The following is a 25,787-nucleotide window of genomic DNA, read 5'->3' as shown; positions in this document are numbered from 1 at the left end:
GGTGCGCGCCGATGGCAGGCGGTGGCGGACAGTCGCGGGTCAGAACGAAGCCGGGGCCGTGGACCGTTCGGCCCGGGTGTCCGCCGACGTGGCGGCCGCGCGTGCGGCGCGCCGGTCGTGCAGCGCGGTGCCGAGCAGGGCGGCCCCGGCGGTGAGGATTTCGGCGAGAGTGCAGAGCACCCGGCTGGCGATGGCGGTGGTGACCGCCGCCGGCAGCGGTAATACGGTGGTCAGGGCGGCGATCAGCAGCACGTCCCGCACCCCGACGCCGTCCGGAACGAACACCGCCAGGGTGCCGGCCACGCTGGCGATCGCGAAGGCTCCCAGCGCCACTGGCAGCGCCCTGACCGGCGCGGCACCCAGCAGGGTGGCGACCAGCCAGACGTGCACCCCGAACAGCACCCACGAGGCCGTCTGCCAGCCGATCGACCGCCGTAGGTGCTCCGGCCTGGCCATCCGCGCCGGCTGCTGCCGACGGGCCAGCCGGGCCGCCACGGCGACCACCCGGTCGATCAGCACCGGCCGGACGAAAAGCAGCACGAGCAGTGCGCCGAGAGCCGGGAACCACCAGAGGGAGTGGACGCCGAGCAGGGCCGGCGCGACCAGCAGGCCGACGGCCCCACCGCTGAGCAGCACCACCACCACGTTCACCAGGTAGATTCCCGCCATCCTGGGATGGCTCACCCCGGCCCGCTCGCCGAGCTTGAGCAGGGCGAGTAGTCCCCAGACCCGGCCAGGCAGGAACTTGCCGAGGAAGCCGACGAAGAACATCCGGACCCCGGCGGTGACCGGCACCGGTGCGCCGGTCGCGGAGATGGTCAGCAGCCATGCGCGGGCGGCGCAGAGCAGGCCGCCCGAGGTGACCGCCAGCGCCACGGCCAGCACCGGCACCGTCCGCGGGCGGGTCAGCTGGCCGAGCGTCGACCAGTCCTGGTCACGTAGTGCGAGCGCGACGGCGACGCAGACGGCGGCCACGAACGCCCCGACGACCAGTCGCCCTACGAGCCGGCGACCACGCCGGGCAGTGATGGGGGCCGGCTCTCGGCCGGCGGAGGCCGGCTCGTCTTCGGCCATGACGGACTGCTCCCTTCCTCGCGTCGGGCGACTCGTCGGTGGGCTGCCCGCTGAGGGCCGACCGTGGGCCCACCTGACCCACGACAACGACGGCCGTCGATGGATCGACGGTAGGGGCCGGCCCATGGGCCGGCCAAGGTGGCAGAGCCCCATTCGCTGGCAGGTTCCATGAAGGTGGCGGCGCCGGCTACGACCAAGGACGCGCGACGCCTCGACCAACGGCGCGTACGGATGCAGCCGGGATGCAGGCGCACCGCCGGGTCGGACGACGCGCGGGCCGGCGCAGGCTGCCAGACGAGGTTTCGCCACCTTCCCCGCAGCACGACAAACTGGCCGACCAAGTCCGACGGAGGAGGATTCCAGTTGATTTATATCGGTAAATTACTAAAACGATGTTTATGGTCTGCATACATCTTGACCAGAGGCCACATCCAAGCGGCCTGAGCAGGGTTTATCCAATCCCGACACGCAAAACCCGGCAAGGGGTGGATGTTCCAGTCGGGAGCGCTATCATAAGTCTCCGTGACAGGCGTCGACGGGGAGGCCTCTTGACAACTGGGCGTGACGCGGACGCGGCCCGTAGCCCGGACACCACGGGGATCCTCGACGAAATCTTCGTCGCGTTCACCACGGCGCTACGGCAGCAGGGCAACCAGTTGATCAGCCGGCCGGAGGTCGTCGAACAGCTCGCCGGCCAGGTCGCGTCGGTCCTCGACGACGTGGCGGCTCAGCTCGAACTGCCGGACGCACCCCGGGTAGCGCTGACGGGCGAGGCTCGGCTGTCCAGTGTCGAAATCGGTGCGCAGCGGGCCGAGCACGGCATCCACCCGGTGGAGTCGCTACGCGCCGCCATCACGTTGTTCGAGGTCGGCCTGCCGATCATCAATCGCGAATTCGACCCCTCCGACAGCATCAGCGCGACCCGGATCAGCAATCTGTTCCATAAGGCGATCATGGCGCGGGTCGCCATCGGTTCCATGTCCTACGTGACGTTCCTGATGGCAAAACTGCAGGAGTCCCGGCAGGAGGAGCGAAGACGGATCGCTCGGGAGTTGCACGACCGGGTGCTGCACGGCATGAGCCTGACGCTGCACCGGCTGGACCTGAACCGGCACTACGCCGAGCACGACCAGGCGCGTGCGCGGGCCCATCTCGACAGCGCGGTCGAGTACCTCGGCGAGGCGGTGCGTACCGTGCAGCAACTGTCCGCCGAACTCCGCTGTTGTGTCGGCGAGGAGGGCCTCGCGAGCGCGCTGCGCGACTACCTGAAGGTGACGACACCACCATCGGTACGGGCCTCGCTGCGCATCACCGGCGACGCCAAGGCCCTACCGCCGGACACCACCGAGGAGCTCTACCTGATCCTGCGCGAGGCGGTCCGCAACGCGCTACGCCACGCAGCGCCGAGCCAACTGGACGTCACCGTCGACGTAGCTGCCACCGAGGTGCGCGCCGTGGTCTCCGACGACGGACGGGGCTTCGACCCGGGTGGACCGGACCGGGCCGGCGGCGGACTACCGTCGATGCGGGAACGGACGTTGCTGCTGCGAGGACGACTCGCCGTCGTCAGCGAGCCAGGTAAGGGCACCCGAGTCGAGGTACGGGTCCCGCTGCTGGAGAGCGGGCTTTGACCGCCCCGGACCGGCAGCAGATCCGGGTCTGTCTCGCCGACGACCACACGCTGATGCGCGACGGCATCCGCGAGATGCTCTGCACCGATGCCGGATTCACGGTCGTCGGCGAGGCATCGACCGGGCCGGAGGCGGTAGCCGTGTGCGTCCGGTTACGACCCGACGTCCTGCTGCTGGACGTCGAGATGCCCGGCCTCGGCGCCGCCGCCGTCGTCCGCCAGGTCGGCCGGGCTGCCCCGCAGACCCGGGTCGTCGTGGTGACCATGCACGACGACCCGGACCTCGTGTCCGAACTGCTGGCGGCCGGCGCGGTCGCGTACCTGCTCAAGACGATCCTGCGGGACGAACTCGTCGCCGCCGTCCGGTCGGTGGTACGCCGGCCCGTGCAGAACGTCCTGCTGGCGGTGTCCCGCGCAACCGTGGAACGGCTCGACCGGCAGCGACCGCGCGCCACGCCACCGTTGACCGATCGGGAGTTGGAGGTGCTGCGGTTGACCGCGGACGCGCTGAGCAACGCCCAGATCGCCGGGCGGCTGGGCATCACGGAGGCTACCGTCAAACGGCACCTGACGAACATCTACGCGAAGCTGCACGCGGTGTCGCGGGTCGACGCGGTCCGCAAGGCCACCGCGGCGCGGCTGATCAAGCCGGTCCCGCAGGCACCGGTCAGCTGACCGAGCTCGCACGCCTCGCCGGGTTTCGGCGCATCCCCGTCGCCGTCGCCGATCGGACGCCCGACGCACGGACCGGGTTCCGTATTGGCTCAACACCGGATCGGGTCGGCCGTTCACGGTGTCACAGCACGGTGGGGCCGGACGTCCACATCGGCCGGGGCAACCGAACTGGCGAACGCTGGACTCTGCGGAGGCCGACCGTGACAATGTCGACATGGGAGACTTCCGATCGTCGGCGACGGACCGGTACCGATGACATCCTCCACCGAGGTCGCTGGCGCGGACGGCACAGGCAAGCCAGATGTCGTGGACCATCAAGGAAAAGCTGAGACGATCTGGACCGGGCCCGGTGACTTCGGGCAGCCTGCCGCCTATGACGCCAAGACGGGAGTGGCTGCACCGCTCCTGGCCGGCTTTTCGCTAGCGCTCCTCGGCGTCGTCGCACAGGCGCCCACCTCATTTCGATGGCCGGGCGCGACGCTCACCACCCTGGTCGTGGTCTGCGCCGTACTGGTGATGTGCGTTCAGTTCGGCTTCCGTGGACGCGCCGTCCTCTACTCGAAGGCCGATGTGGAGGCGTGGGGACGGCTAACCACCGTACTCGCTCCCCCTGCCGAGCAAAGGCTGCGCGCCCGCGTGCAACGCAACGACATGCTGCGGTGGCGGCGCTGGCATCGGCGCACCCAGTTGTCATACAACGCCGGAATCGCCCTGTTGTTCATCGCAATCGCCTTGGCTCTAGCGCCCCCCGAGAGCTACGGCGGGAACACCCCGCTGAGCGCAGGGGAGGCAGCGTGGCGCTGGGCCGGGACCGGGCTGGCCGGTTGCGTGTCCCTTGCCGAGATCATCTGGACGGTACGCGACGAGGTCCTGCTGCACCGGCGCCGCCGCGCGGCTCATTCCGACCAAGAGCCCTGACGAGTCCCGCCGACCCGATAGGAGACGTCCGTGACCCTACCCAGCCGCGGCGATGAGCCCTTGTCGCCGCAATGCCCACACGGAGCAGTTGCCTTCAAATGCGACGTGTGTAACCCCCCGAGACCCGTCCCCCGGCCGGATCGAGATCGCGATGAAGGAGCGGCGCCGCCTCCGCGCCGCAAAGACGGCCGTTGAGGTCGTCGCTGATCCACAGCGCCATGCTGCAGATCGACCAGAGCCACGTCGCGCTGCGGACCGATCGTGGCACCACGACCGCCGCGCATCGCGGAATCACCGAAGGTATCCGTAACGCGGTCGCCGACCTTCGACGAGCACGTGCTCGGCACATGCGAACGGCCGGTGTCGACGACGACCACCAACCATCGGTCACCGAACTGTTGAAGGTCGCGGCCGAACGGCTTGCCGAGGAGTTCCTGCCTGCGCAGGTGAACACAGTTCTGTCGCAGGCAATCACCGGCGCGGAGTCCGACGGAGCCGCGCTTCGGCTCGGCCTGCTGTTGTCGGACGACCTGGCTGCGGCCGGCGGAGGCCAACTGCCGTGGGAGGCGCTGCCGGAGCTACGTTCCAGCGTTCCGCTAGCTTGATTTTTAACCCGTCGGTGGCGGGCGCCGGTTGCTCCTGTGAGGATTCCGGCGTGTCGGGCTGACGTGGGAACGGCCACCGTTGATGATCTTCGGGTTCCCTGGCAAGGACGCGAGATCAAGGCGGTGGCCGTGGCCACGATTTTGGACCATCTGAGTGGGCTGGTGTTACCCGGCTCTGTCTCGACCGGGCCGGTGAGGGATCCGGCGGAGGTGTTGGCCGGGTTTCGGCGGGACTTCCACCAGGCCCTGTCACGGCGGTCGGATGCGTTGTTCGAGTTGACCGACGCGGTGTTGTGCGCGGATGGGCCGGTGCGGTCGTTGCCCGGGTTGTCGCTGGTAGCGGAGTACCGCCGTGGGCACGGCGCGTTGTACGACGCCTTGGCCGCCGGGCGGGTTGACGTGCAACGGCTGCGTACGGCGGTGGCGGCGGTGCCGCCGCCGCGGGCGGCTGACGGGCGGCTCGTCCTGGCCGTGGATGTGACGTGCTGGCTGCGGCCGGAGGCGCACACGTCGCCGGAGCGGATCCTGTGTCACACCTACGGCCGTGGCAGGGACCAGCACATCGGAGTTCCGGGCTGGCCGTATGCGTTCGTTGTGGCGTTGGAGACCGGCCGCACCTCGTGGACCGCACCGCTGGACGCGGTCCGCTTGGCTCCGGGTGCGGATCTGGCGGCGGTGACCGCCGCCCAGTTGCGGGACGTGGTCGGCCGGTTGATCGCCGCCGGCCATTGGCGGCCCGGCGATCCGCAGGTCTGGGTGGTGATGGACGCAGGCTACGACGCGGCCCGCCTGGCCTGGCTGCTGCGGGACCTGCCGGTGCGCGTCCTGGCCAGGCTGCGCTCGGACAGGGTCCTGCGCCGACCCGCGCCACCACCGCTGCCCGGCCGGCGGGGCCGGCTGCCCCGCCACGGCGCCGAGTTCATCTTCGGCGACCCCCGCAGTTGGGGTGCCCCGGATGTGACCACGGTGACCGATACCCGCCTCTACGGCACCGTCACCGCCCGAGCCTGGCACCGCTTGCATCCGAGACTGACCCGCCGCGCGGCCTGGACCGACTGCCCTGCACTGCCGATCCTGGAAGGCACCGTGATCCGTCTCGACGTCGGGCGGCTGCCGTCGGGCGCGACCGCGAAACCGGTATGGTTGTGGTGGTCCACCGGTATCGACCACGAGCCGGGCCACGATCCCAGCCCGGATCCGGCGATGATCGACCTGTTGTGGCAGGCGTTCCTACGCCGCTTCGACATCGAGCACACGTTCCGGCTGTTCAAGCAGACCCTCGGCTGGACAGTGCCGAAACTGCGCGACCCGCACGCCGCCGACCGGTGGACCTGGCTGATCATCGCCGCCTACACGCAGCTGAGGCTGGCCCGGCCACTGGCCGCCGACCTGCGTCACCCATGGGAACGACCAGCGCCACCCGAACGGCTCACCCCATCCCGGGTCCGCCGCGGATTTCGGCACCTACGTCCGACAAGCACCTGCCCCGCCAGCGCGCCGAAACCCACCCGGCCAGGCCCCGGACGACCACCCGGCACACCCAACCGTCACCCCACCCGCCGCTACGACGTCCACACCGTCACCAGCAGCCAAACCGGGAAGACGACCTCCAGAAAGAAAAAATCGGCCAATCCCAGACCACGCCGCACAGGTTAAAGATCAAGCTAGGGCTGCACCGCAGTGTGCACTTCTATCGGCACAGCGGGGCGCCTTCCGTCCGTCCGCTGCCCGGTCCGCTGAGGATCCTGATCGCTATCGCGTCACCGCTGACCGGTGGCGGCCAACTTCTCGACTACGAGCGGGAACTGCGAGCGGTCATCGAAGCGGTCGGGCAGGCTCGGACCTACGACGCCCAGGTCAAGGAGGTACGATTTGCCACGATCGGCGCGATCGCCGCAGGCCTGCGCGACCACCTCCCACACGTGCTGCATGTGCACGCACACGGTTCCCCTGGCCTGTTGCACCTCGAAGATGACGCGGGCGACGCAGTCGCGGTGACATCGTCGGTGTTCCTGCAAGCTTGCGCCGCCGAGGCACCGCTACCTCCGATCATCAGCCTCGCCTCCTGCCAGGGCGATGTATTCTCCGAGCCATTTGGCAGTTCCTTCGCCAGCGCCCTGTCTTCGGGCGGCGTCCCGGCCGTGGTCGCGACCCAGGGCACGCTTTCCGACCGGTTCTCCACACACTTCTTTGCGCAGGTGTACGCTGAGCTCGCCAAGGCTTCCCACCCTGACCTGGTCGCGGCGATCGCTGTCGCCCGCCGTAGCGTCCAGGAGACCCTGCAGGCCGCAACGAACCCGGTCGATCGCGTGGTGGCAGGACTCGACGAGTGGTCAGTGGTGTCCCTACTGTGTGGGGAACCGGTGGTGGCACCACTCTCCGAAGGTGCCTCGACCACCGCTCCCGGCAGTCGAGTGTATGGCACCGACCAGACCAACGACAGGTTCGTCGGGCGGCGATGGGAACTACGGAAGATTCCCGGCCTCCTGGCGGGCGATGGCAGCGACGAAGCCGATATCGCCCCTGCCGCCAATGGCATCCTCTTGTACGGCCTCGGCGGCCTCGGCAAGAGTGCCCTGGCCGCTGCTCTGGTCGACCGGGCTACCGAGCTCCGAGCCGGACTGAGGACGGTAATCCTCAGCGGCTGCGTCGATTCCGGATCCGTGATCACTGCGGTGGCAGGAGCCGGGCAGACCGAGTCAGCGAACAGGGCACCGACCCTTCTCATTCTTGATGATTTCGACGAGAATCTGCGCTCCGATCCCCTCGATACCCTGCCGGATGGCACTTCGGTCCCGCTTTTATGGCGCATCGCTGATCCGTCGCTGGACGACCTCCTAGTGCAGCCCCGCAAAAGTTCTTGATGGGTCATGCTGCCTTGAGAGGGCGGCCGTCGTAGGTCCAGCGGAAGGGCTTCGCGGTCCGGTTGTAGTGGGTGAAGTACTTGATGATCTTGTTGGCGAGGTGCTCGCGGGAGGTGAACTCTCCCCGGCGTAGCAGTCGCCGGGTCAGGATCGAAAAGACCAGTTCGTCGGGTAGCCCCGGCGCATTGCTGCGCCGGGGCCCCCTCAGAACCGGCCATGCCCGCTTTCCGGGCAACCGGCTCAAGCAAGCCCTGGAGGCTCGCGGGTGGGCGGAAGTGCTGGGCTGCCGTTGCTGGTGGTCCGGCGGTGGCAGTGGGTGTGTATGAGGCGGTTGGCGACGCGTTCGTCCGGTGTTCCCGCTCCCCAGACGGTGACCGCGTGTCTGCGGACCGCTCTGCGGGTGGCGGTGAGCCATTGTTCCCACTCACGTGGGCTTCGCGGCTCGTGGTCGGCGTGCAGCAGCAGGTCTCGGCAGATCGGACACCGGCCGTGCTGGGCTCGCAGGAGCCGTTGCGTGGTGATGTCCACCGGGAGATTGCTGCGGCGACGCCGCAGGGTCCAGTAGTCGGTCAGGGTCGGGTCGTCGGGTGATGCCGTCCCTGCGACCATCCGGTGCCGGACAATCGGAGTCCAGGCGAACTTGCGCAGGTAGTAGCCGGTTTCCCGGCTCCCGAATACCCACCTGTCGCGCCGGGACGAGTTGAACTCGCCGAAGTACCGGGCTACCACCCAGCGTCTCGGCTTGTTCGCGTGGGTGAACCTGGCCCACTTGTAGACCAGTTTCCACGCGTGGGCGTCCAGCGCGTTGAACACGCGTTTGGACACCCCGATCCGGTAGTAGGCGCACCATCCGTTGATGATCGGGTTGAGCTTGCCGATCATCGCGTCGGCGTTGGACCCGCGCAGGGCCCGCACCTCCACGGACAGGCGTCTGCGGATCCGTCGCACCGCGTCGTTACTCGGCTTGGTCAGCAGCTTGCCGTTGGGGTAGCGGCGGATGTTGAACCCCAGGAAGTCCACGCCCTCGGTCAGGTGCGTGATCCGGGTCTTGTCCTCGTTGAAGACCAGACCCCTGGGCGCCAGCCATCCGGCCAGTGCCGCCTTGACCTGTTCGGCCTGCTCACGGGAGTGACACAAGGCGATCAGATCGTCGGCGTAGCGGACCACGACCGGGCAACCGTCCATCGTCTTCCCGGCACGGGTGCCGGTGACGTGGTAGCGGACCCCGGCCGCAACCTCCATGCCGTGCAGAGCAACGTTCATGAGCAACGGACTGATCACCCCGCCCTGGGGAGCGCCCTCCCCGGTGGGGGTGAACCGGCCGTCCTCGACCACGCCCGCTTTCAGCCACTGCCGGACCAGTCCCCGTCCGGGGAACCAGCCCAGCGACCGGCAAATGTGGTCGTGGTCGAGCCGGTCGAACGCCGCCGCCAGGTCGGCGTCGAGCACCCACAGCCGTTTGGCGTCGGTGCGGCTCGACGTCGTGTGGATGGCCACGATGGCGTCGTGGCAGCCACGACCCGGTCGGAAGCCGTAGGATTTCGGCTCGAACCGGGCCTCCCATTCGGGCTCCAACGCGTTCACCGTCAGGGCTTGCAGCGCCCGGTCAGCGATCACGGGAATCCCGAGGCCGCGACGGCGGCCGTTGCTCTTGGGCACATACACGCGCTTGACCGGCAGGGGAGTCCACGGCTTGGCGTCGTTCTGGATCCAGTCGGCCAGTTCGGCCTTCTGCTCCCCAGTCACCACGACCTGCCGGTCCACCCCGGCCGTCCTGCGACCAGCATTGCGCTCCGTCACCCGCCGCACCGCCACCACGGCGTTGCTGCGCGAGCGGAGCATCAACTTCTGCAAGTTCCGGACCTTCTTCAGGTCCCCGTCCCGCGACGCCGCGAAGATCCGCTGCCGTAGCCGCCGTACGTTGTCCTCGCAGGTCCGCCAGTCGATGGCGTCCCAGCCAGCAGGATCGTCCTCCGGTCCGTTCACGTCGAGAGCCGCCATCGCCAAAGCGAAGGCATGAGCTGTCATCGTGTCTAACTTGCCCTTCGGTTCCGAAGCTGTGGTCAGCAGTAGCTCCGCAGGCTCACCCGACCCGCGTCAGCGCCCTTTCAGGCCAGGGCACATGCCCTTATCCGGCCGGTTATCCGGCGACCGCTGGCGGAGGAGCCAGCATCACCGCCGCCGGTTTCCCGCTGCCTTTCGGCCACCGGCATTCGCTTCTCGGGTCGTCCTGCGCCCGCTGGGACATCGTCCGCCCTCACAGGCGGCCTACCAGCCGAATCACTGTCCGTCTGGACCCCATCGGGGTTGTCACGTTCCGCATGAGACAGATACGACCGGGTAGGGCGCCCTCTGAACCCCGGGGACGGTGGTGCGCTCCCGCCCGGCTAGATTCCTCCGAGCGGCACCTGCCGCCTTGCAACGGCTGGCCCCTGTCTCCCGCTGGCGCGTCCCATCGAGCGGAAGTGCCTATGACGAGGCGTCATCGAGGGTTCACTTGCGTTCACCCGTCCGGTCTTCCCCAGCCGGTAACCCCTGGATGGAACAGGAGTCCTTGGGCCCTTCCCCGGGCTTCGCACCCCGCGGTTACCCGCGACGCACGCCGAGGCGGGGACGGTCCTTGCGCACGGGACCGGACACTACATCCGCGACGTCACGCCGCACCCCCTTCGATGAGTGTCGCTGTACTCATGCGACTTGCGTGTCGCACCACCATATTCAGCCAGGATGCGTGTTTCGGGGTGTAGGTCACGGTGAAGCGCGGGTGCGCGGCCAGCCAGGCCCGGGTGGCTTTCGAGGTGTGGCTGGAACCGTTGTCCAGGACCAGGTGGACACGCAGGTGGTCGGGCGTGTCCCGGTCGATGTCGGTGAGGAACGCGAGGAACGTCTCCGAGTCGTTGCGGTCGATGATCTTCGGCCGGACCGTGCCGTCGGCGACGTTGAGCGCCGCTATCAGGGAGACGGTGCCGTGGCGGCGGTACTCGAACTCGCGGCGTTCCGGACGCCCCGGTCCGGCGCGGCGGGTGCCGTATCTGCGGGACCTGGCCTGGACGCCGGTCTTCTCGTCCACGCTCAGCAGGACCGTGTCGGCGGGTATCGCCTGGTAGAGGGCGCAGATCTGGGCGGCGCGGGTGAAGAAGCCGGGGTCGTCGGGGCGGTTGAGCCAGCCCTGGACCCGGTGGGGTTTGATGTCGGCGGCGGCCAGGATCCGCCCGGTCTGGCTCGGTGAGATCGCAACACCGTGGTGCCGCCGGATGTGTTCGGCGATCAGCCGGTGGGTCCACTGGGCGTCGGTCTCGGGTGGTTCGCTGGTCGCGGTCGCGATGATCAGCAGGTGCACGTCGATGTCGTAGACCGGTGGGCGTCCCTGCCGGGGACGGTCATCGAGTGCCCGCATCCCGCGGGTGTGGTAGTCGGCTCGGACCTTGCGGACGGTGGCCGGGGTGCAGCCGACCTGTAGGGCGATCTGCGCGTTCGTGACCTTGGCGGCTGCGGCGAGCAGGATCCGGGCGCGGCGGACCCGCCGGAACTGTCCGCTGGTCTGTTGGCTGATGCGGGTCAGGGCCCTGCGGCGGCGCCGGGTCAGCCGTACCGGGTCGGTGCTGGTCGGCCGGGACATGACCGAATCCCCCCATTCCATGATCGACAAGAGGTGGCGGTCATGGACGATGCCGTGGTTCGGGTGTGTCGGCGCGTGACGACACACCCGGACTTGATCACACTGGACGTCGTGTCCGTACCCGGAAAGCGTGTCAAGGACGGCCTCGCCGCCGATCTCGACCATCACGCCTCGCTCGTCTGGCCCGGGCTGGAGGAAGTCACCGTGCGCTGGCGCGGCGGCTACGGCTACGTCACCGCCTGGACCAGCGAGGACGAGGGTGTACCCGTGTGTCGCCTGGAGTACCTCGGGTTCGACGACGTCTGGGGTTTCGCGCTCCACGACCCGGCGACCGACACCTATACCGACAGCCTGTTACCCGACGGACAGCCCGAAGGCAGCCCGCAGGATGCCCTCGACTGCGCTGTACGCCTTCACCTCACCGGCATCGCCGACAAGCCCATCGACGAAGACGACTAGATTCGCTGCCCGCACAACCCGTCAAGAACTTCTGCGGGGCTGCACTAGATCTGGGTTCTGCTCGTAGGCGCGCACTAGCGGGCGCTGGGGAGACATTCCCATTCGGTGTAGCAGCCGCCCAACCGAGGGAAGGGATAGCGACACACCGAATTCTCGCTCTATAAGGTCGGCCACGATCTTGCGGGTCCACAGCCCAAAGTCAAACTCCAGCTGTTGCGGGTTCTTCTTCAGAAGAGCATACAGTCGCGCTTCTTGAATTCCCGAGAGTTTCGGTGGTCTACCTGTCCCCGATCTCACGGCCAAGGCTTCGGGCCCGCGATCACGGTAAGCTGCAATCCATCCGAACACCGTAGACCGGCCACAGTCCAGCGCCGCCGCTATCTGCGCAACGCTCGCTCCGTTCTCGGCCATACGCAAAGCGATCTGCCGAGTCTGTTCCAGCTCAGCCCTTGGAATCCGCTTTTCATCTTTCCTCGACACCAAATCAGGAGATCACAGATCAGGGCTTGCCGCAATACCTGACACTCTTTTGACTCCAGTAAGTTATGAACTGGTTAGTAGTTGCTGCCCCGGTCCGAATGAAAGATGGCGTTCTTTCTGAGTTCGCGATTCCGGGCGGCGTTACGGATGGCGCGGGAGATCAACGGCGTCTGGTAGTGGTCGTCCATCGCGTATCCGATGACTTCCTTCGTGCAGCAGTCGATGACGGTCGCCAGATACAGCCACCCCTCGCCGGTCGGGATGTACGTGATGTCGCCGACGAGCTTCTCCCCAGGCGCGTCGGCGGTGAACTCCCGGCCGACGAGGTCAGGCACCGTGCCGGACGACGACTGGGTGAGTCCCCACCGCCTCGGGCGGGGCTGGCACGGCACGAGCCCGAGCTCGCGCATCAGCTGGCGGACGAGTTCCGGCCCGGCGGACACGCCCTGGCGCCGCAGTTGCGCGTGGACACGTCGATGCCCGTAGGTGCCGTCAGACGCGGCGAACACCTCCTCGATGGCCGATCGAAGGTGGGCGCGGCGGGTGGCGGTCGCGGAGTCGGGGCGGGTTCGCCATTCGTAGTATCCGGACCTGGACACGCCGAGTTGTTCGCACATGAAGTCGACGGGGTAGGCGTACTTCGCGGTGTCGAGTCGCATCGTCTCGATGAACTCGTACAAGCTCGTTACCGAGGGTCCTTCGCGAAGTACGCCGCGGCTTTTTTCAGGAAGCTGTTCTCCATTTCGAGTTCCCGGTTGCGGCGTTCGAGTTCCTTCAGTCGAGCGCGCTCGTCGATGCCGATCTGTGGGCTGTTCTGGGCGCCGCTGTTTTCCCGCCGGTACTGGCGGACCCAGGAACGCAGCGTCTCCGGATGAACGTCGATCTCCCGGGCAACCTGCGACACTGGCTTGTTCGACTGTAGAACGAGTTGCACTGCTTGTTCACGGAACTCTGGGGTGTATGAGCTTATGCGTGCCATCGCGCTTCTTCCCTCGACTTTCCTAACAGGGTAACCTTATTGGCTCCCTGTCCGGAATCCTCGGGGCACCTCAGGTGTGTCCGCTCTCGCGCACACCGGCATCGGTATCCTCCGGGCTCGGCAGGGCCGCTACGTCGAGGCGATCAGGCACCAGATCGTCGCGCTGAGCAAACGTTCCGCCCAAGGCGAGTCCTTCCGGGAGAATGCCGAGGAGCTATATGAGATCAGGGTCCGGATCGGCAGGAAAGCCTTCGCCGACGCAGCGAGAACTCTCGTCAACGAAGACTCCATGACCAATCTGACCGAGATTCTCGATGCGCGACCTCCCGACACGCCCAGCCGGGGACTGCCCGGTCGCCCCGGCTCGGTATGACTGACCCCCCTGTTGTACGGATCATCCGGGGGTGTTGTCGCCGGGCCGGGCGGCGTCGGCGGATTCGCTGCCAGGAACCCGGCCACCCGTCCGTGGGTAGCTCTCTCCGACCAGACCGGCCTGCGTGACGCGCAGCAGCAGGTCCGAGACTCGGCGCCACCACCTATTGCCGGTTCCGCCGTACCTTGGCCGCACCCCACCCAGAGAAGCAGCGTGGTGACGCGAGCAGACCGGCACAGAGTGGCACCTCCGTCAGCCGATCGCCACCGTTGACCCGACCGGGAGGGGACCCGTACCGCCCGAACCGTTGCCGGGTCTGGCAAGAACATTCGACCTTCGGGTCCGCGATGGTGCCGGGCATTCGGCAGCCGTAGGTTGATCACCGAACCCGAGAACAGGAGGCGGTGTCGGTGGTCGAGGAATCCCAGTGGATGGCCAGTCCGCGAACGGGGCCGCATCGCACCTTCGCGCACGGCTGGGTCGAGTTGCTGACCGGCCGGGACGGTCGACTTGACCTGGTCGAGGGCCGGCAACTCCTCGACCCGGTGACCGGTCGGGCCGGCCGGGACCGCTCGGGCCGGCATCGCTGGGAGGTCACCGCCCTGGCCGCCGGTCGTCTGCATGGCAGGGACGTCGTGGTGTCCGGCGACCGCCTGGGTACGGTCTGGGTCCGCGACGGAGTGTCCGGCGCCCCGGTCGGTGAGGTGTTACGCACCGACGGGAGGGTGACCGCCCTCGCGATCGGCGACCACCAGGGGCGGGCGGCCGTGTTCGTGGCCGGCAACGACAGCGCGTGGGGCCCGGATGCCGCGATGATGCTCACCGTGTGGGATCCGGACACCGGTGAACGCACGCACGCGTACGGCGACGCGAAGGACGCCACGGTCCGTGCCCGGTTGGTCGACGGGCCGCCCGCGCAGACCGCCATTTATGCCCTGGTCACGTTCGCCGGGCGCATCGTCACGGTGGAGGCTGCCGGGTCCGGGCTGTGCGTGTGCGAGCCCGAGACCGGCTCGCCGGTCGGGCCGGTGTTCGGCGATGACGAGCCGTTCCGGATAGCGGCGACGACGGTCGACGACCGGCTCCTGGTGGCGACGTTGAAAAAGGGACGTGTGCGGGTGTGGTCCGCCCGCACCGGGGAGCCGGTCGGACCGCCCCTGGAGCCGCCGACCGACGACCCCTTCTGGGAGGTGTGGTTGGGGCCGGTGGCGGGTCGGCTGACCGTGTTCGCCCAGACCGACTCAGGGAGCGTGCGGGCTTTCGCCCCGGACACTGGCGAACCGGCGCCGGTTGCGGTGGTCGACGGGCTCCACGTGGCGTCGATGCTCGTGACGGAGCTCGACGGACACACCACGGTCGTGTCAAAGGACTACAACAACTCGTACTCCTCGCCAGTGCTGGTGTGGACCGTCCCGTCCGCCGGCGCACCGGAACTGGTCGGCCGGTTCGGGTCCAACGCCAGCCATGTTGTCCTCGCTGCCGCCGCAGGCAGGCCGACCGTGGTCACCGGTGCCGTCGACGGTGGCGTGCGCCAGTTCGACCTCACGACGGGAGTGCAGTCCCCCAGCCTCTACCACGGCTGCGACGCCAGCGGGCCGATGGTCGTGACCGAGGTCGACTCGCGGCCGTTGCTGGTCGGCGGCGGCTCCGACGGGCTGGTCTGGCTCTGGGACGCGGTGAGCGGCACACCGCTGGCGCGCAGGCCCCTGCCCGACACCGAGAACGTGACGCACCTGGCGGCCGCCCGGTGGTCGGGCCGCACAGTGGTGGTCGTCGGTGACGCGTTCTGGAAGGGCGACACCTACTACCAGCGGGTCCGGCTGTGGGACCTCGCCACCTGGGCACCGATCGGCACGCCGCTGACCGTCGCCGGAACCTACGGGCACCTGACCTGCGTCGCCGTCGGCGATAGCCTGCTGGTGCTGCTCGCCCCCAGCTCCGACGAGCCCCTGATCCGCTGGGATCCGGCCAGTGGTGAGGTCCGTGAGGATCGGCATCGGACCCAGGTCACCGCGCTCACGGTGGGAACGGTCGCCGGGCGGACGGTCGTGGCGACCGCCGAGGAGGGCCGGGGCGTACGGGTGTGGGACGCGGCCACCGGCGACGACCTGTGCATTGTCACCGGCCATCCGGGACCGGTGTCCGCCGTCGGCATCGGCCGGGTCGGCGCCCGCGCCGTCTGCGCCACCGGCGGTCATGACGGCACCGCCCGGGTCTGGGACCTGGCGAGCGGAGCGCCGCTGGGCGAGCCGTACCTGGTCAGACACAACCCCGACTGGGTCCACGACCCGCAGACCGGTCGATGGGGTGAGGAGATAAACAACGCCGGTAGGTACGCGGTCCATGCCGTGGTGGTCACCGACTGGGACGGGCGGCCGGCGCTGGCGGCCCGGGCGGTACGGCAACACGCCGCGGACGGGCCGGTGCTGTGGTTCCTCAACGACCCGCCGACCCCGACCGGACACCGCTTGGAGATCACGTGCATCGCCGCCGGAACGGTCGCCGGCCGGGCCGTCTTCGTCACCGGCAGCCTGGACGGGAGCCTGCTGCGGTGGGACGCGGCCACGGGGCGGCTCACCGGTGAGCCGCTCACCGTGGGCACCCCGCACCCCGCTCCGATCACCTGTGTGGCCCTGGCCGAGGCCGGCGGCCGCAGCGTCGTCGTGGCCGGCGACAAGAGCGGCGAAATCCTGCGCTGGGACGCCGCCAGCGGTGAACGGCTGCCGCCGCTGGGTCGGTTCGCCGGCCCCGTCCACGAGCTGTCCGTGGCCGGGCACGACGGACGCGTCCTCGTCCTGGCCGGCGGCAGCGACGAGGACCACCGCGACGACATCGGCGTCGGCATCGAGGAGGACCAGGACGAGGACGCCTTCGGCATCTCGTCCGAGGTTGAATTCGACAGCGAATTCTTCGACAGCGCCAATCCCCTCACCGTGTTCCGCTGCTGGGATCTCGGCACCGGCGAACCGTACGGCGAGACGCAGCGGCTCGCCAGGTACTGGTACCTGGTTCGTCAGGAGCTGACGGTGGTCGACGGAAGGTTCGTCGCCGCGACGTTGATCAGGGATGCCGTGGTCGACACCCCGGGCGGCTGCGGCGTGTGGGCGTGGGACGTGCAGACCCGCCAGCGGGTCGGGCCGACCCACGGGTGCCTGGCGGAGGATCACCCCGCCTTCGCGGTGGCCTTGGTGGACGGTCGAGCCGCAGCGGTGTTCACCGAGGACATCTACTCCGACCCCGACGATGAGGCGGAGGAACCGGAGCGCGGTCTCCAGGTGCGTGACCTCGCCACCGGCGAGCGGCTCGGCCCGACGTTCCGCGACCACGAGTGCGGCGACTCGCAGTACGCGGACGCGGTTACCTCGTTGGTGCACCGGGGGCAGCCCGTCGTCTTCAGCTCCTGCGCCGGGACCCTGCGGGGATGGGATCCCCGCACCGGTGAGGCGATCCCGCCGAACCCCATCGCCGAGGTGCGGCTGTACTCCCTCGCGGCGACGGTCGTCGCCGGGGAACCGATCGTCGCCGGATACGGCTTCGAGGACACTGCACCACAGATCTGGAGCGCGGTCTCCGGCAGGGCGATCCGCTGACCGAGCCACGGTCGCCCGCGCGTCGGATCCAACAGCTGCACGCCCGGATCACCGCACCTGAACAGCGCAAACACCTCGGCCGGCGGGGATCATGGATCCGGTGGTACGTCCTCCGAGGCTTCATGCTGCTGAATCAGGTCCAGGCTTGTTCGAGTGCCAGAGCCAGTCGCCTGGTCCATTGCTCGGCGGTGCCGGTGATCGCGGGGTACTCATCGGTGAAGTTGGTCCAGTCGACTTGCCAGGACAGCACCGTCTCGGCCGTGAAGGTGTCCGCTTCGACGCCAAGCTCCGGCCTCATGAGCCGCCGGACCAGATGCTGGTCGACGGTGGTGTGTTCGGCGAGCAGGACCGCGTCGTACAGGTCCTTGCCTTGGGGCCACATGTCGGTAGCCAACCAGAGCAGCTTCCACGCCAGCGACAGGGAGGCGGACGCGGCCAGGATCGGCTTGCCCACCCCGGGAAGCGCCACCGCTTCCGGCGGGCAGGGCAGTTGCTCACCGAAGACGACGTCGATCTGCACCTCACCATCTGGTAACCCCGGCGCGACGAACGGAACGACGAGGCGGCGTCCGTCGGCACGTTCGTAGGTCCAGATCTCCGACTCGGCGATCCGCTCTGGTCGCAGCCCCGGACCCGGGTCCGCTCGGAGAGCGCTCCTGATGTCGTCGAGCAACACGCGGGCATCGGCACTGTCGCTGGTGACGGTGTGCGGGGTGACGACGAAGTCGAGATCGCGAGGCTCACGGGCATCATCACCGAACCAGGCGGCCATGGTGACGCTCCCCCGCAGCACCAGACAGCCACCCGCTGACGTTGTCGCGATAGCCGTCAGGACGTGGTTCATCGCAGCACGCCGGGCATCAGCCCACCGCAGACCGACACTGTCCACCGCGAAATCCGGTTCAGCGGTGCGGTAGGCATTCGGGTACTGCTTGAGTGCCGGGTCGAACACCGCCCTCTGACGGACAGTCGAACTGGCCGGTACGGGCAGGTACGTCGGTGGGAAACCCGGGGAACCCGCCGGAGCAGATCGCATCTCGGCCTCACGCGCCTGGACCCAACCGCTCGCAGTCCGCGTCGGCAGGTCCAGCCAGCCCTGGTCGTGGTGGAGGTCGCTGTCGAACACCACGTACTCCTGCTCCACCCTGACAATCTCGTGTCCGGCAGCGTTCAACGCCTGGAGCAGCTCATCCAACCGCTGCTTGGCCGTAATGAGGCCGACACCGTGGCACCGCTGGTTGACGAACCGTTCCTGGGCACCGTCCGCCGTCTCCCGACGAGCGTTACGTGACAGCCGCGCCCCGTACGGCACGACAAGGTCAGTGATAGCCGCCAGATCCGCCACCGTCGTCCTGGTCAGCAGCAGTTTGACGTGATGCTCAAAGTACCGGCCCGGCGGCTCGGCCACCGCCTGTTCATCCGACTGCGGTACGCCGACGCACCACGGCGCCGCCTCGATCTTCGAACGGCACGGGTACACGCCCGCCTCACGCAGATCGCGCTGCCAACGCTGCACCGACGCACGCTGTTCGACCAGGGTCCCTTGCCCGGTCAGGGTGATCATCGGTTGAGACGTGAACCTGCCACGGTCGAGTTCGATGTGGACGAACTTCAGGCCGTGCTGCGCAGCGAACGCGGACAACTTCTCGGCCTGATGGGCGTACACCGTAATGTGGATCTCGAAGTCCCCCGCCACATCCAGCACCGGCGCAGTCTATGGCACGCCCACCGGACGGCCCAACGCGTTCCGGGACCAGCACCGGCGGCGTCGCGCCGTAGAGTCGCACCGTCGCCAGCGGCTGCAGACAGCCGCGCCCGGCCCGACGCCCAGGGTGCCGCACCTCAACGGCGAACAGACATCCCGGAAGCTGTAGCTGAGATTGGCCTCCGGTGGAGGTCTCGTACCCGGCAGCGGCCAGGGCGACCTCGACGGCGTACCCGGACGGGCGACCATCGGCGGCGGCGAGCAGCTGCGTAACGCCCTTCTCCGGGTCTAGGCGCGCGACGACCCGGGGCGGTGCGGCCCATCTTCATGTCGATCTTTCGCACGAGTCGACCGCGCCGCCCCACCTGACCCGCCTCTCCCCGAGGTCGCCCAAGCCAAGCCCCGTGGAGCAGGACAACCGGTCGACGGAAGCTGTTACCCCTGGGGCGCGGCCCCGATCCCCAGGTGAGGGCCGGGACAGCAGCAGGCCCGTTACCGGATGTCCGACAACGGGCCTCGTGACGTACATGTATATCTGGTGGGCGATACTGGGTTTGAACCAGTGACCTCTTCCGTGTCAACATTGCCCGGACAGCGGCCGCGACCTGCCCAAACGCGGTTTTGGCAGGTCACGGCGAGTCCCTTGAGCGCCGTTGACATCCGTTCGACGCCGTTCACGCCCGGCCGCCGCACCCCATGATCCAACCCGCCAGGCAGGGCAGCCGGGAGCACCGCACCCGCGACTTCCCGATCACCCCGACGAACATCGCGGAACGCTCCCCCACCCAGGCGAATCACCACACCTGACCAGTGCAAACACCTCGACCGGCGGGAGCACTCACACCGCCACCACGTGTCGACGACGCACTGATTGAGGCGGCGTTGCCAGCTGTCGGACTCACTTCTTGATGATCAAGCCGCTACTTCGAGTGTCGGCGACGCGACAGCTCGGATGACTTCTTGTCATGTCGACAAAAAGCTATGGTCGAGTGGTGCCCGATGACATATGGGAACCACCCCGGATCCTGCTCACCGTCGATCTCGTGATCCTCACCCTGCGCGATGGCCGTCTACACCTGCTTCTCGTGCGGCGCGGCGTCGAGCCGTTCGCTGGGCAGGCGGCGCTGCCTGGTGGATTCCTCGCCGATGAGCGCGAGGACATCCTCAGCGCTGCCCGCCGGGAGCTGCGGGAGGAGGCGGGGCTCACCGACATCCCGCACCTGGAGCAGCTCGGTACATACGGCGACCCCGACCGTGACCCTCGTGGACGCGTAGTCTCCGTCGCCCACCTCGCCGTCGTGCCGCGCCTTCCCGAACCCATCGCCGGAACCGACGCCGCAGCCGCCGAGTGGACGCCCGCCGATGACGTACTTGCCGCGCGGGTACCGCTTGCCTTCGACCACCTACGCATCGTCGTCGATGGGGTGGAGCGTGCCCGTTCCAAGTTGGAGCACACAGGGCTCGCGACGGCTTTCTGCCCGGAGGTCTTCACCCTCACGGAGCTGCAGCAGGTCTACGAGGCCGTCTGGGGCACGCCGCTCGACCCTCGCAACTTCTACCGCAAGGTCCAGGGCACGAAGGGCTTCGTGGTCCCCGCCGGCCCGCCGCGCGCCACGGGCACCGGTCGCCCGGCCCGCGTCTACCGCGCTGGTCCGTGCCAGAACCTCTACCCACCCATGATCCGCACAGCTTCGGCCGTCACACCCGGAGGAAATGAGAGATGACCAGACCCGTGGTCGTGCTCACCGCACTGGACCTCGAGTACAACGCAGTCCGCGAACGTCTCACGAAAGTCGAACCCCACGTACATCCGATGGGCACGCGATTCGAACGTGGCACAGTGACCGGAGGCTCCTGTGAGATCATTCTCGGCCTTGTCGGCAAGGGCAACCACCCCTCCGCCGTCATCGCCGAGCGCGCCATGACCGAGTTCGATCCGGAAGCGGTCATCTTCGCCGGTGTGGCCGGGGCGCTCTGGCCCTCCGTCGGCCTCGGCGACGTCGTCGTGGCCACCCACGTGTACGCCTATCACGGCGGCACCAGTGAGAGCGACGCGTTCCGCACTCGACCTCGTGTGTGGGAGATCCCCCATGTCTGTGATCAGCTCGCCCGGCACCTTGAGCGGGAGCGGCGCTGGGCACGGGGCCTCGCCGGAGGAGTGCCCCAGGTGCGGTTCGGCCCGATCGCCGCTGGAGAGGTCGTCCTCGATTCGGCGTCCTCGCCCGAGGCGACGCTTATCCGTGATCACTACAACGATGCGTTGGCGGTGGAGATGGAGTCCGCCGGGGTCGCCCAGGCCGCCCACCTGAACCGCTCTCTGCCGGCCGTCGTCGTCCGCGGTATCAGCGACCGTGCCGACGGGACCAAGGTCCACACCGACGGCGAGAACTGGCAGCCGCGTGCCGCCGCCAACGCCGCGGCCTTCGCCCTCGCGCTCGCTCAGGAGCTCGGGGCGCAGTATGGCTCTTCCCCTCGCCGTCCTCGGAAAGAAGCAGGTGATGCGTCGATGTCCGGCTCTGTCAGAAACGTCGCCAAGGGCAACGCCCACGTCGGATTTCAGGCACATACCGTTCACCACGCGACCGTCTACGGCGCGCCGGGCGGCCCCGGCAGGGAGACATTCCACGACCAGCTCGCAGACTTGCGCGCCGCGCTCCGTAAGTGCCATGAGGCGGGTGACGTGGACACGGTCACGTACCGCGCTGCGGAGCAGGAGATGGATGCCGCCGCCGCAGAGGTTCCTCCGGCCGACGACGAGGCACGCAGTCGTGCGACCACCGCCCTGCGGAAGCTGCGCGGCCTGCTGCTGGACTGGACGGATCTCGCCACGCGGGTCGCGGGGCTCATAGCGGCTCTGCGGGCCCTGTCATGAGCGCCGGACCGCAGGAGAAGGCGTTCATCAACGTCGCCGACGGCGATGCCCGGGTCGGGTTCCAGGCCCAATGGGTCCACATCGAAGGCGGGTACCACGTCAGCGAGGACGACCCGCCTGAGCGGCAGTTCGAGGTCGGCCTCCACTACCTGGAGATTAGCGCGCCGTCCAAGGCGAGGGAGCTGATCATGAAAGCGGTCGCCCGGGGCTACAAGTACTCCCGCGCCTATTTCTACCTGGCGCTCGCACTGCTGAGCGGCCGTACCGTGCAGAGCCTGACGGACCAGGAACTCGCACAGTTGGCACAGGTGCGCCGTTGGGCGACACAACGCTCCGAAGATCCCTGGGCTCGGGGCATCAATGTCGTCGGCTCGCTGCTGGACTCGCTGCCGCAGACCACGGCGGAGACTCCCGACCCGGCCGAGATCGGTGCGGTGGTCAAGGAGTTCGAGTCGCTCGACCCGTCCCTACAGGAAAGCATCCTCAACCATCTCGAGGTCTTCCTAGCCGGCCCGCACCAGGACTGGACCTGGGAGAAGACGTTCGCGGCCGCGCGGCGCGACAGGACGGCCAAGGACCGGGCGCAGCGCGTCTGGAAGTTCTTCCAGCCCAAGCCGGTACGTCCTCGGCCGGTTCCGCCGCCCCCGCTCCGCACCGACGCGGCGGACTTCCTGCGCGCCATCGGCGGCTCGGCGCTGCTCCTCGTCACGGGCCTATTGGTGATCAACTACGCTTTGGCGCACTCGTGGCCCCGCTCGGCCGGCTACCTGATGATGGCTCTTGGAGCCGCCGTCGTGACGGTCCGGGCGGGATTCACGATCAGACTGGCTCAGCATCGACGGCGGATGGCCCGCCAGCGTCTCACCTTCACACCTCAGCGTGTTCCCGCACAGTCCGACCGGTTCGCCTCAGCGATGGACTCCCTGTTCGACCGCTACTTCGGACGTTACCTGCCGCAGGGTCTGGCCCGGGAGACGTGGCTGGCGGAGACGGCGGGCATCCGGCAGTCCCTGCGCAACGAGCTGGTCGAGCTGTACCGAGAGCAATCGGTCGACGCCAAGCGGCTCGCCTGGCTAGTGAGATTCCTCGCCAGCGACGTCAAACGGCTGTGGCTCAGCGGTGAGCTCACGACGGATCCCGACAACTCGCGAGTACCGCCCTCGACCTGGGCCGCCTTCGGCGCCGCCCTGTTCGCCCTGGTCATTGCCGGGCCACTTCTCCTGTGGCAGGCACTCGTCGAAGCACCGTTCACGACGGCGATCGCGACGATCGGCGTCGTGGCCGGGGCTCGCCTCGCCATCCAGGGCTGGCATGCCATCCTTCTCGAGCGCCACCGCTACCGTGACGACCTGGTCCGGGTCCGGCACGACTATGAGGACCGGTGCGCCGCGTACGACAGGTGGGTACGCAAGTTGGAATCGAAGCCGACCGACGCGGAGATGGCGCACTGGCTCGACTGCGATCGCAAGATCCTGGTCCAGGACACGCTGCGGCATTACCGCTTGGCCGCGCAGGACGTGATAGCGCACGCCTTCATCGAGGCACCCGTGCCCGGGTGCAAGCGGGCCCGAGTCAGCAAAGGACCATGGCGCTACTCGCGATACAAACTTCTCCTCTTCCTGCTCACCAAGGACGGTGTACGCCAGGTCACAGTCACCCTCGACTTCGAGGCAGCTGGATTTGGCGATCAGCAGCGCCTCACATACCAGTACAACTCGGTCGTGGCGGCACACGTCGTCGATGCCCGCAACGGCGAGAAAAAGCTCTCCCTGACCCTGACGAACAATCCCCGGGACGAGCTGACGATCAATGGTGAGTGGCCAGGCATGCCGGAGCTCGGCGACGACGACCGCATCGCCTCCCAGGTCTCCCTCGACGCCTCGGGCCTCGATCGCACCCTGCATGTACTGGAAGGCATCGCCGCCGAAGGCAAGGAGTGGATCATCCAAGAAAACCGCCGGGAACGCGCCGGCCTACGACGGCTCGTCGCGGCGATGGAGGACTGACCCACGCGGCGCTGGCCACTTCAGGGGTCACGGCCAGCACTCAGGCTCGATCACCGCACCCGTAGTACATGGAATTCCGCCGAGTAGCCCGGGGGAATCTCACCCCCGGGCCCTCACAGAACCGTACGTAACAGTCGCCCGTTATACGGCTCTTGTCGCTCTGGTCACCAGACCGTGGGAGCGTGGGTGACCCACGCCCAGTGGGCGAAAGCCCTCGGGCGTTTCTGAACGGCTCTGTTCCATGCCGACCGGGCTTTCCTCTTGCCCCGCAACCGTTTGTACTTTCGACGGACCCACCGCAGCAGGTAGGCGTTGATACGTTCCAGGAGGGGATACAGGGCCGATCGGTAGAACGCCCCGTAATAGTCCATCCAACCCCGTACGATCGGGTTCATCCAATCGGCGAGGTCCGCTTCGGTTAGGCATGTGCGATGGTGCAGCCGCCAGGACCGCACCTGGGCACTGATCTTCTTCAGGGCCTGGCTACTGATCGCCGGCAGGAACGACAGGAACATCGCTCCTTCCTTTGTTCGCGCGGAGCGTCTCCGGAAGCTGTAGCCGAGGAAAACGAACTCGGTGTGCTCGGATGAATCTGCACGCCGGTTGTCGTCCTGACAGTAGACGATCCGGGTCTTCTCCGGGTGTAGAGCAAGCCCAACCCCAGTCATCCGTTTCGTGATCTCGGCCAGCACGTATTTAGCTTGCCGTTCACTGACGCAGTGCACGACCACGTCATCCACGTAACGCTCGAACCGGACGACCGGGAACACCTTGGCCATCCACGCGTCGAACGCGTAATGGAGAAACAGATTAGCCAGGACCGGTGAAATCGCGGACCCTTGCGGGGTACCACGATCTCTTTCCTGTAGCACGCCGTCGGGTAGTTGCAGTGGCGCCTTCAACCAGCGTCCCACATACAACAGAACCCAGGGCTTATCAGTATGCGCGGTGACTGCTTTTAGTAGCAGTTCCCACGGAACCGTGTCGAAGAACTTCCGGATGTCCAGATCGATCACCCAGTCGTTCTGCCAGCACCGCCTACGGCAAACAGCTACCGCGTCGACCGCCGACCGCCCAGGCCGGTAGCCATACGAGTCAGGGTGGAAGATCGGTTCGACCCGCGCTTCCAGCTCCCGCGCTGCCACCGTCTGCGCGATCCGGTCCGCGACCGTGGGCACGCCTAAAACCCGGACGCCTCCCCCAGTCCTGGGAATTTCCACCGCACGCACCGGAGGCGGAAAGTATGTTCCCGACGACATTCGATTCCAGATCTTGTACAGATTGTTCTTCAGATCCTGCTCGAAGTCCGCCAGGGACACCGCATCCACGCCCGGGGCACCCTTGTTCGCTTTCACCTTCTCGTACGCCTCCCAGACAGCCCGCTTCGAAATCATGAACGGCTTGCCCAGTGCTTTCAACTCATCCACGCGACTCCTCCCAACCACAAGGCTGGTTGATCGAGTAAACCAGTCACGAACGACCCGACCCCTTCGCTCCACCCCTATTACAGGAGCTTCGCCACTACTACGAGTCGGTCCGCCAGCGCGATCGGCAACGGTACTCAGTTCCTCACGGCTTCGGGCCGCCCGGAACGCTCCCTCTCACCCGCCCCAGCAGCGGCGGGTAGTTTCCTCACACGCCTTCTCCCGTTCCGCACGAAAGCCGCAGGTCGGGCTCGCGTCGCCTGTATGCCGGACACCGCCTGGCCAGTAAACTGGTCCCCGCCAGACTCATCCCGGGATCGCATTGACACCCCGGTTTCGATGTCGCCTTCTAATTTTCGACACGTCATCAGCGATTCGCTTTCGCTCGCCTTCCCGACCCCCACCTGACATCTCGAATGGATGCCTTTTCCCCATCGTTCACCACAACAGTCTTCAGCTAATGCAGCATGAGGTGGTTTGAAGCCTCCCCCAGCAGAGCGACTCCGAAGGGCCA

The 25,787-nt window shown here is 67.7% G+C and carries 21 protein-coding genes; 12 read left to right on the top strand and 9 right to left on the bottom strand.

Features of this window, described 5'->3' with window-relative positions:
• Positions 1-39: 39 nt before the first annotated feature.
• Complete coding sequence (locus EDC02_RS04115; RefSeq protein WP_158632045.1) at positions 40-1,074, bottom strand: lysylphosphatidylglycerol synthase domain-containing protein; 1,035 nt, start codon at positions 1,072-1,074, stop codon at positions 40-42.
• 548 nt (positions 1,075-1,622) lie between these two features.
• Between EDC02_RS04115 and EDC02_RS04110 the strand changes: the two genes are divergently transcribed.
• From EDC02_RS04110 to EDC02_RS04085, 6 genes are all read left to right on the top strand, one after another.
• The gene (locus EDC02_RS04110; protein WP_123600796.1) at positions 1,623-2,705 is read left to right on the top strand and encodes a sensor histidine kinase; all 1,083 of its coding nucleotides are present in this window, start codon (positions 1,623-1,625) and stop codon (positions 2,703-2,705) included.
• Positions 2,702-3,379 carry a response regulator transcription factor gene (locus EDC02_RS04105; RefSeq protein WP_233605727.1) on the top strand — a complete coding sequence of 226 codons (678 nt, stop codon included), beginning with the start codon at positions 2,702-2,704 and terminating at the stop codon, positions 3,377-3,379. The genes EDC02_RS04110 and EDC02_RS04105 overlap by 4 nt, the downstream gene beginning before the upstream one ends.
• 252 nt (positions 3,380-3,631) lie before the next feature.
• On the top strand, positions 3,632-4,297 hold the full coding sequence (locus EDC02_RS04100) for a hypothetical protein (RefSeq protein WP_123600795.1): 666 nt from the start codon (positions 3,632-3,634) through the stop codon (positions 4,295-4,297).
• 218 nt (positions 4,298-4,515) lie between these two features.
• On the top strand, positions 4,516-4,902 hold the full coding sequence (locus EDC02_RS04095; protein ID WP_123600794.1) for a hypothetical protein: 387 nt from the start codon (positions 4,516-4,518) through the stop codon (positions 4,900-4,902).
• Positions 4,903-5,094: 192 nt separating this feature from the next.
• Positions 5,095-6,558 (top strand): NF041680 family putative transposase, encoded by a 1,464-nt coding sequence (locus tag EDC02_RS04090; protein WP_305036219.1) that lies wholly within the window; start codon positions 5,095-5,097, stop codon positions 6,556-6,558.
• 26 nt (positions 6,559-6,584) lie between these two features.
• On the top strand, positions 6,585-7,766 hold the full coding sequence (locus EDC02_RS04085) for a CHAT domain-containing protein (protein ID WP_158632044.1): 1,182 nt from the start codon (positions 6,585-6,587) through the stop codon (positions 7,764-7,766).
• Positions 7,767-7,770: 4 nt separating this feature from the next.
• On the opposite strand, the gene EDC02_RS04080 is transcribed toward EDC02_RS04085, so the two are convergent.
• The 3 genes from EDC02_RS04080 to EDC02_RS04070 all read right to left on the bottom strand — a co-directional run bounded on the left by EDC02_RS04080 (position 7,771) and on the right by EDC02_RS04070 (position 11,385).
• The gene (locus EDC02_RS04080) at positions 7,771-8,010 is read right to left on the bottom strand and encodes a hypothetical protein (RefSeq protein WP_233605726.1); all 240 of its coding nucleotides are present in this window, start codon (positions 8,008-8,010) and stop codon (positions 7,771-7,773) included.
• Positions 8,007-9,794 (bottom strand): group II intron reverse transcriptase/maturase, encoded by a 1,788-nt coding sequence (gene ltrA / locus EDC02_RS04075; protein ID WP_123600792.1) that lies wholly within the window; start codon positions 9,792-9,794, stop codon positions 8,007-8,009. Before ltrA (EDC02_RS04075) ends, EDC02_RS04080 begins: the two co-directional genes overlap by 4 nt.
• 625 nt (positions 9,795-10,419) lie before the next feature.
• Positions 10,420-11,385 carry an IS630 family transposase gene (locus EDC02_RS04070; RefSeq protein WP_233605725.1) on the bottom strand — a complete coding sequence of 322 codons (966 nt, stop codon included), beginning with the start codon at positions 11,383-11,385 and terminating at the stop codon, positions 10,420-10,422.
• 42 nt (positions 11,386-11,427) lie between these two features.
• Here EDC02_RS04070 and EDC02_RS04065 point away from each other — a divergent pair, with 42 nt between their 5' ends.
• Positions 11,428-11,844, top strand: coding sequence for a hypothetical protein (locus EDC02_RS04065; protein WP_123604480.1), 417 nt, complete (start codon positions 11,428-11,430; stop codon positions 11,842-11,844).
• Between the two features lie 21 nt (positions 11,845-11,865).
• On the opposite strand, the gene EDC02_RS42645 is transcribed toward EDC02_RS04065, so the two are convergent.
• The 3 genes from EDC02_RS42645 to EDC02_RS04050 all read right to left on the bottom strand — a co-directional run bounded on the left by EDC02_RS42645 (position 11,866) and on the right by EDC02_RS04050 (position 13,303).
• The gene (locus tag EDC02_RS42645) at positions 11,866-12,324 is read right to left on the bottom strand and encodes an IS630 family transposase (protein ID WP_148083323.1); all 459 of its coding nucleotides are present in this window, start codon (positions 12,322-12,324) and stop codon (positions 11,866-11,868) included.
• Positions 12,325-12,398: 74 nt separating this feature from the next.
• Positions 12,399-13,004 carry an IS3 family transposase gene (locus tag EDC02_RS04055; RefSeq protein WP_199757494.1) on the bottom strand — a complete coding sequence of 202 codons (606 nt, stop codon included), beginning with the start codon at positions 13,002-13,004 and terminating at the stop codon, positions 12,399-12,401.
• 5 nt (positions 13,005-13,009) lie between these two features.
• A complete protein-coding gene (locus tag EDC02_RS04050) occupies positions 13,010-13,303 on the bottom strand; it encodes a transposase (RefSeq protein WP_123600789.1) in 294 nt (97 codons plus the stop codon).
• A gap of 76 nt (positions 13,304-13,379) precedes the next feature.
• Between EDC02_RS04050 and EDC02_RS04045 the strand changes: the two genes are divergently transcribed.
• On the top strand, positions 13,380-13,676 hold the full coding sequence (locus EDC02_RS04045) for a hypothetical protein (RefSeq protein ID WP_123600788.1): 297 nt from the start codon (positions 13,380-13,382) through the stop codon (positions 13,674-13,676).
• A gap of 431 nt (positions 13,677-14,107) precedes the next feature.
• Positions 14,108-17,266 (top strand): WD40 repeat domain-containing protein, encoded by a 3,159-nt coding sequence (locus EDC02_RS04040; protein ID WP_148083322.1) that lies wholly within the window; start codon positions 14,108-14,110, stop codon positions 17,264-17,266.
• 133 nt (positions 17,267-17,399) lie between these two features.
• On the opposite strand, the gene EDC02_RS04035 is transcribed toward EDC02_RS04040, so the two are convergent.
• The gene (locus tag EDC02_RS04035; RefSeq protein WP_123600786.1) at positions 17,400-18,971 is read right to left on the bottom strand and encodes a nucleotidyl transferase AbiEii/AbiGii toxin family protein; all 1,572 of its coding nucleotides are present in this window, start codon (positions 18,969-18,971) and stop codon (positions 17,400-17,402) included.
• A 992-nt stretch (positions 18,972-19,963) separates the two neighbouring features.
• On the opposite strand from EDC02_RS04035, the gene EDC02_RS04025 reads away from it, so the two are divergent.
• The 3 genes from EDC02_RS04025 to EDC02_RS04015 are packed head-to-tail and all read left to right on the top strand — an operon-like array spanning position 19,964 to position 23,849.
• A complete protein-coding gene (locus EDC02_RS04025; protein WP_123604479.1) occupies positions 19,964-20,695 on the top strand; it encodes an NUDIX domain-containing protein in 732 nt (243 codons plus the stop codon).
• Complete coding sequence (locus tag EDC02_RS04020; RefSeq protein WP_123600784.1) at positions 20,692-21,843, top strand: 5'-methylthioadenosine/S-adenosylhomocysteine nucleosidase; 1,152 nt, start codon at positions 20,692-20,694, stop codon at positions 21,841-21,843. The genes EDC02_RS04025 and EDC02_RS04020 overlap by 4 nt, the downstream gene beginning before the upstream one ends.
• Positions 21,840-23,849 carry a hypothetical protein gene (locus EDC02_RS04015; RefSeq protein WP_123600783.1) on the top strand — a complete coding sequence of 670 codons (2,010 nt, stop codon included), beginning with the start codon at positions 21,840-21,842 and terminating at the stop codon, positions 23,847-23,849. Before EDC02_RS04020 ends, EDC02_RS04015 begins: the two co-directional genes overlap by 4 nt.
• 164 nt (positions 23,850-24,013) lie before the next feature.
• Here EDC02_RS04015 and ltrA (EDC02_RS04010) read toward each other — a convergent pair whose 3' ends face one another.
• A complete protein-coding gene (gene ltrA / locus EDC02_RS04010; protein ID WP_123600782.1) occupies positions 24,014-25,276 on the bottom strand; it encodes a group II intron reverse transcriptase/maturase in 1,263 nt (420 codons plus the stop codon).
• Positions 25,277-25,787 lie beyond the last annotated feature (511 nt).

It is taken from the genome of Micromonospora sp. Llam0 (genome assembly GCF_003751085.1).
Classification (GTDB): Bacteria; Actinomycetota; Actinomycetes; order Mycobacteriales; family Micromonosporaceae; genus Micromonospora_E.
Note: the sequence above shows the minus strand (reverse complement) of the source record. Positions and strands in the feature narration are given on the sequence as shown.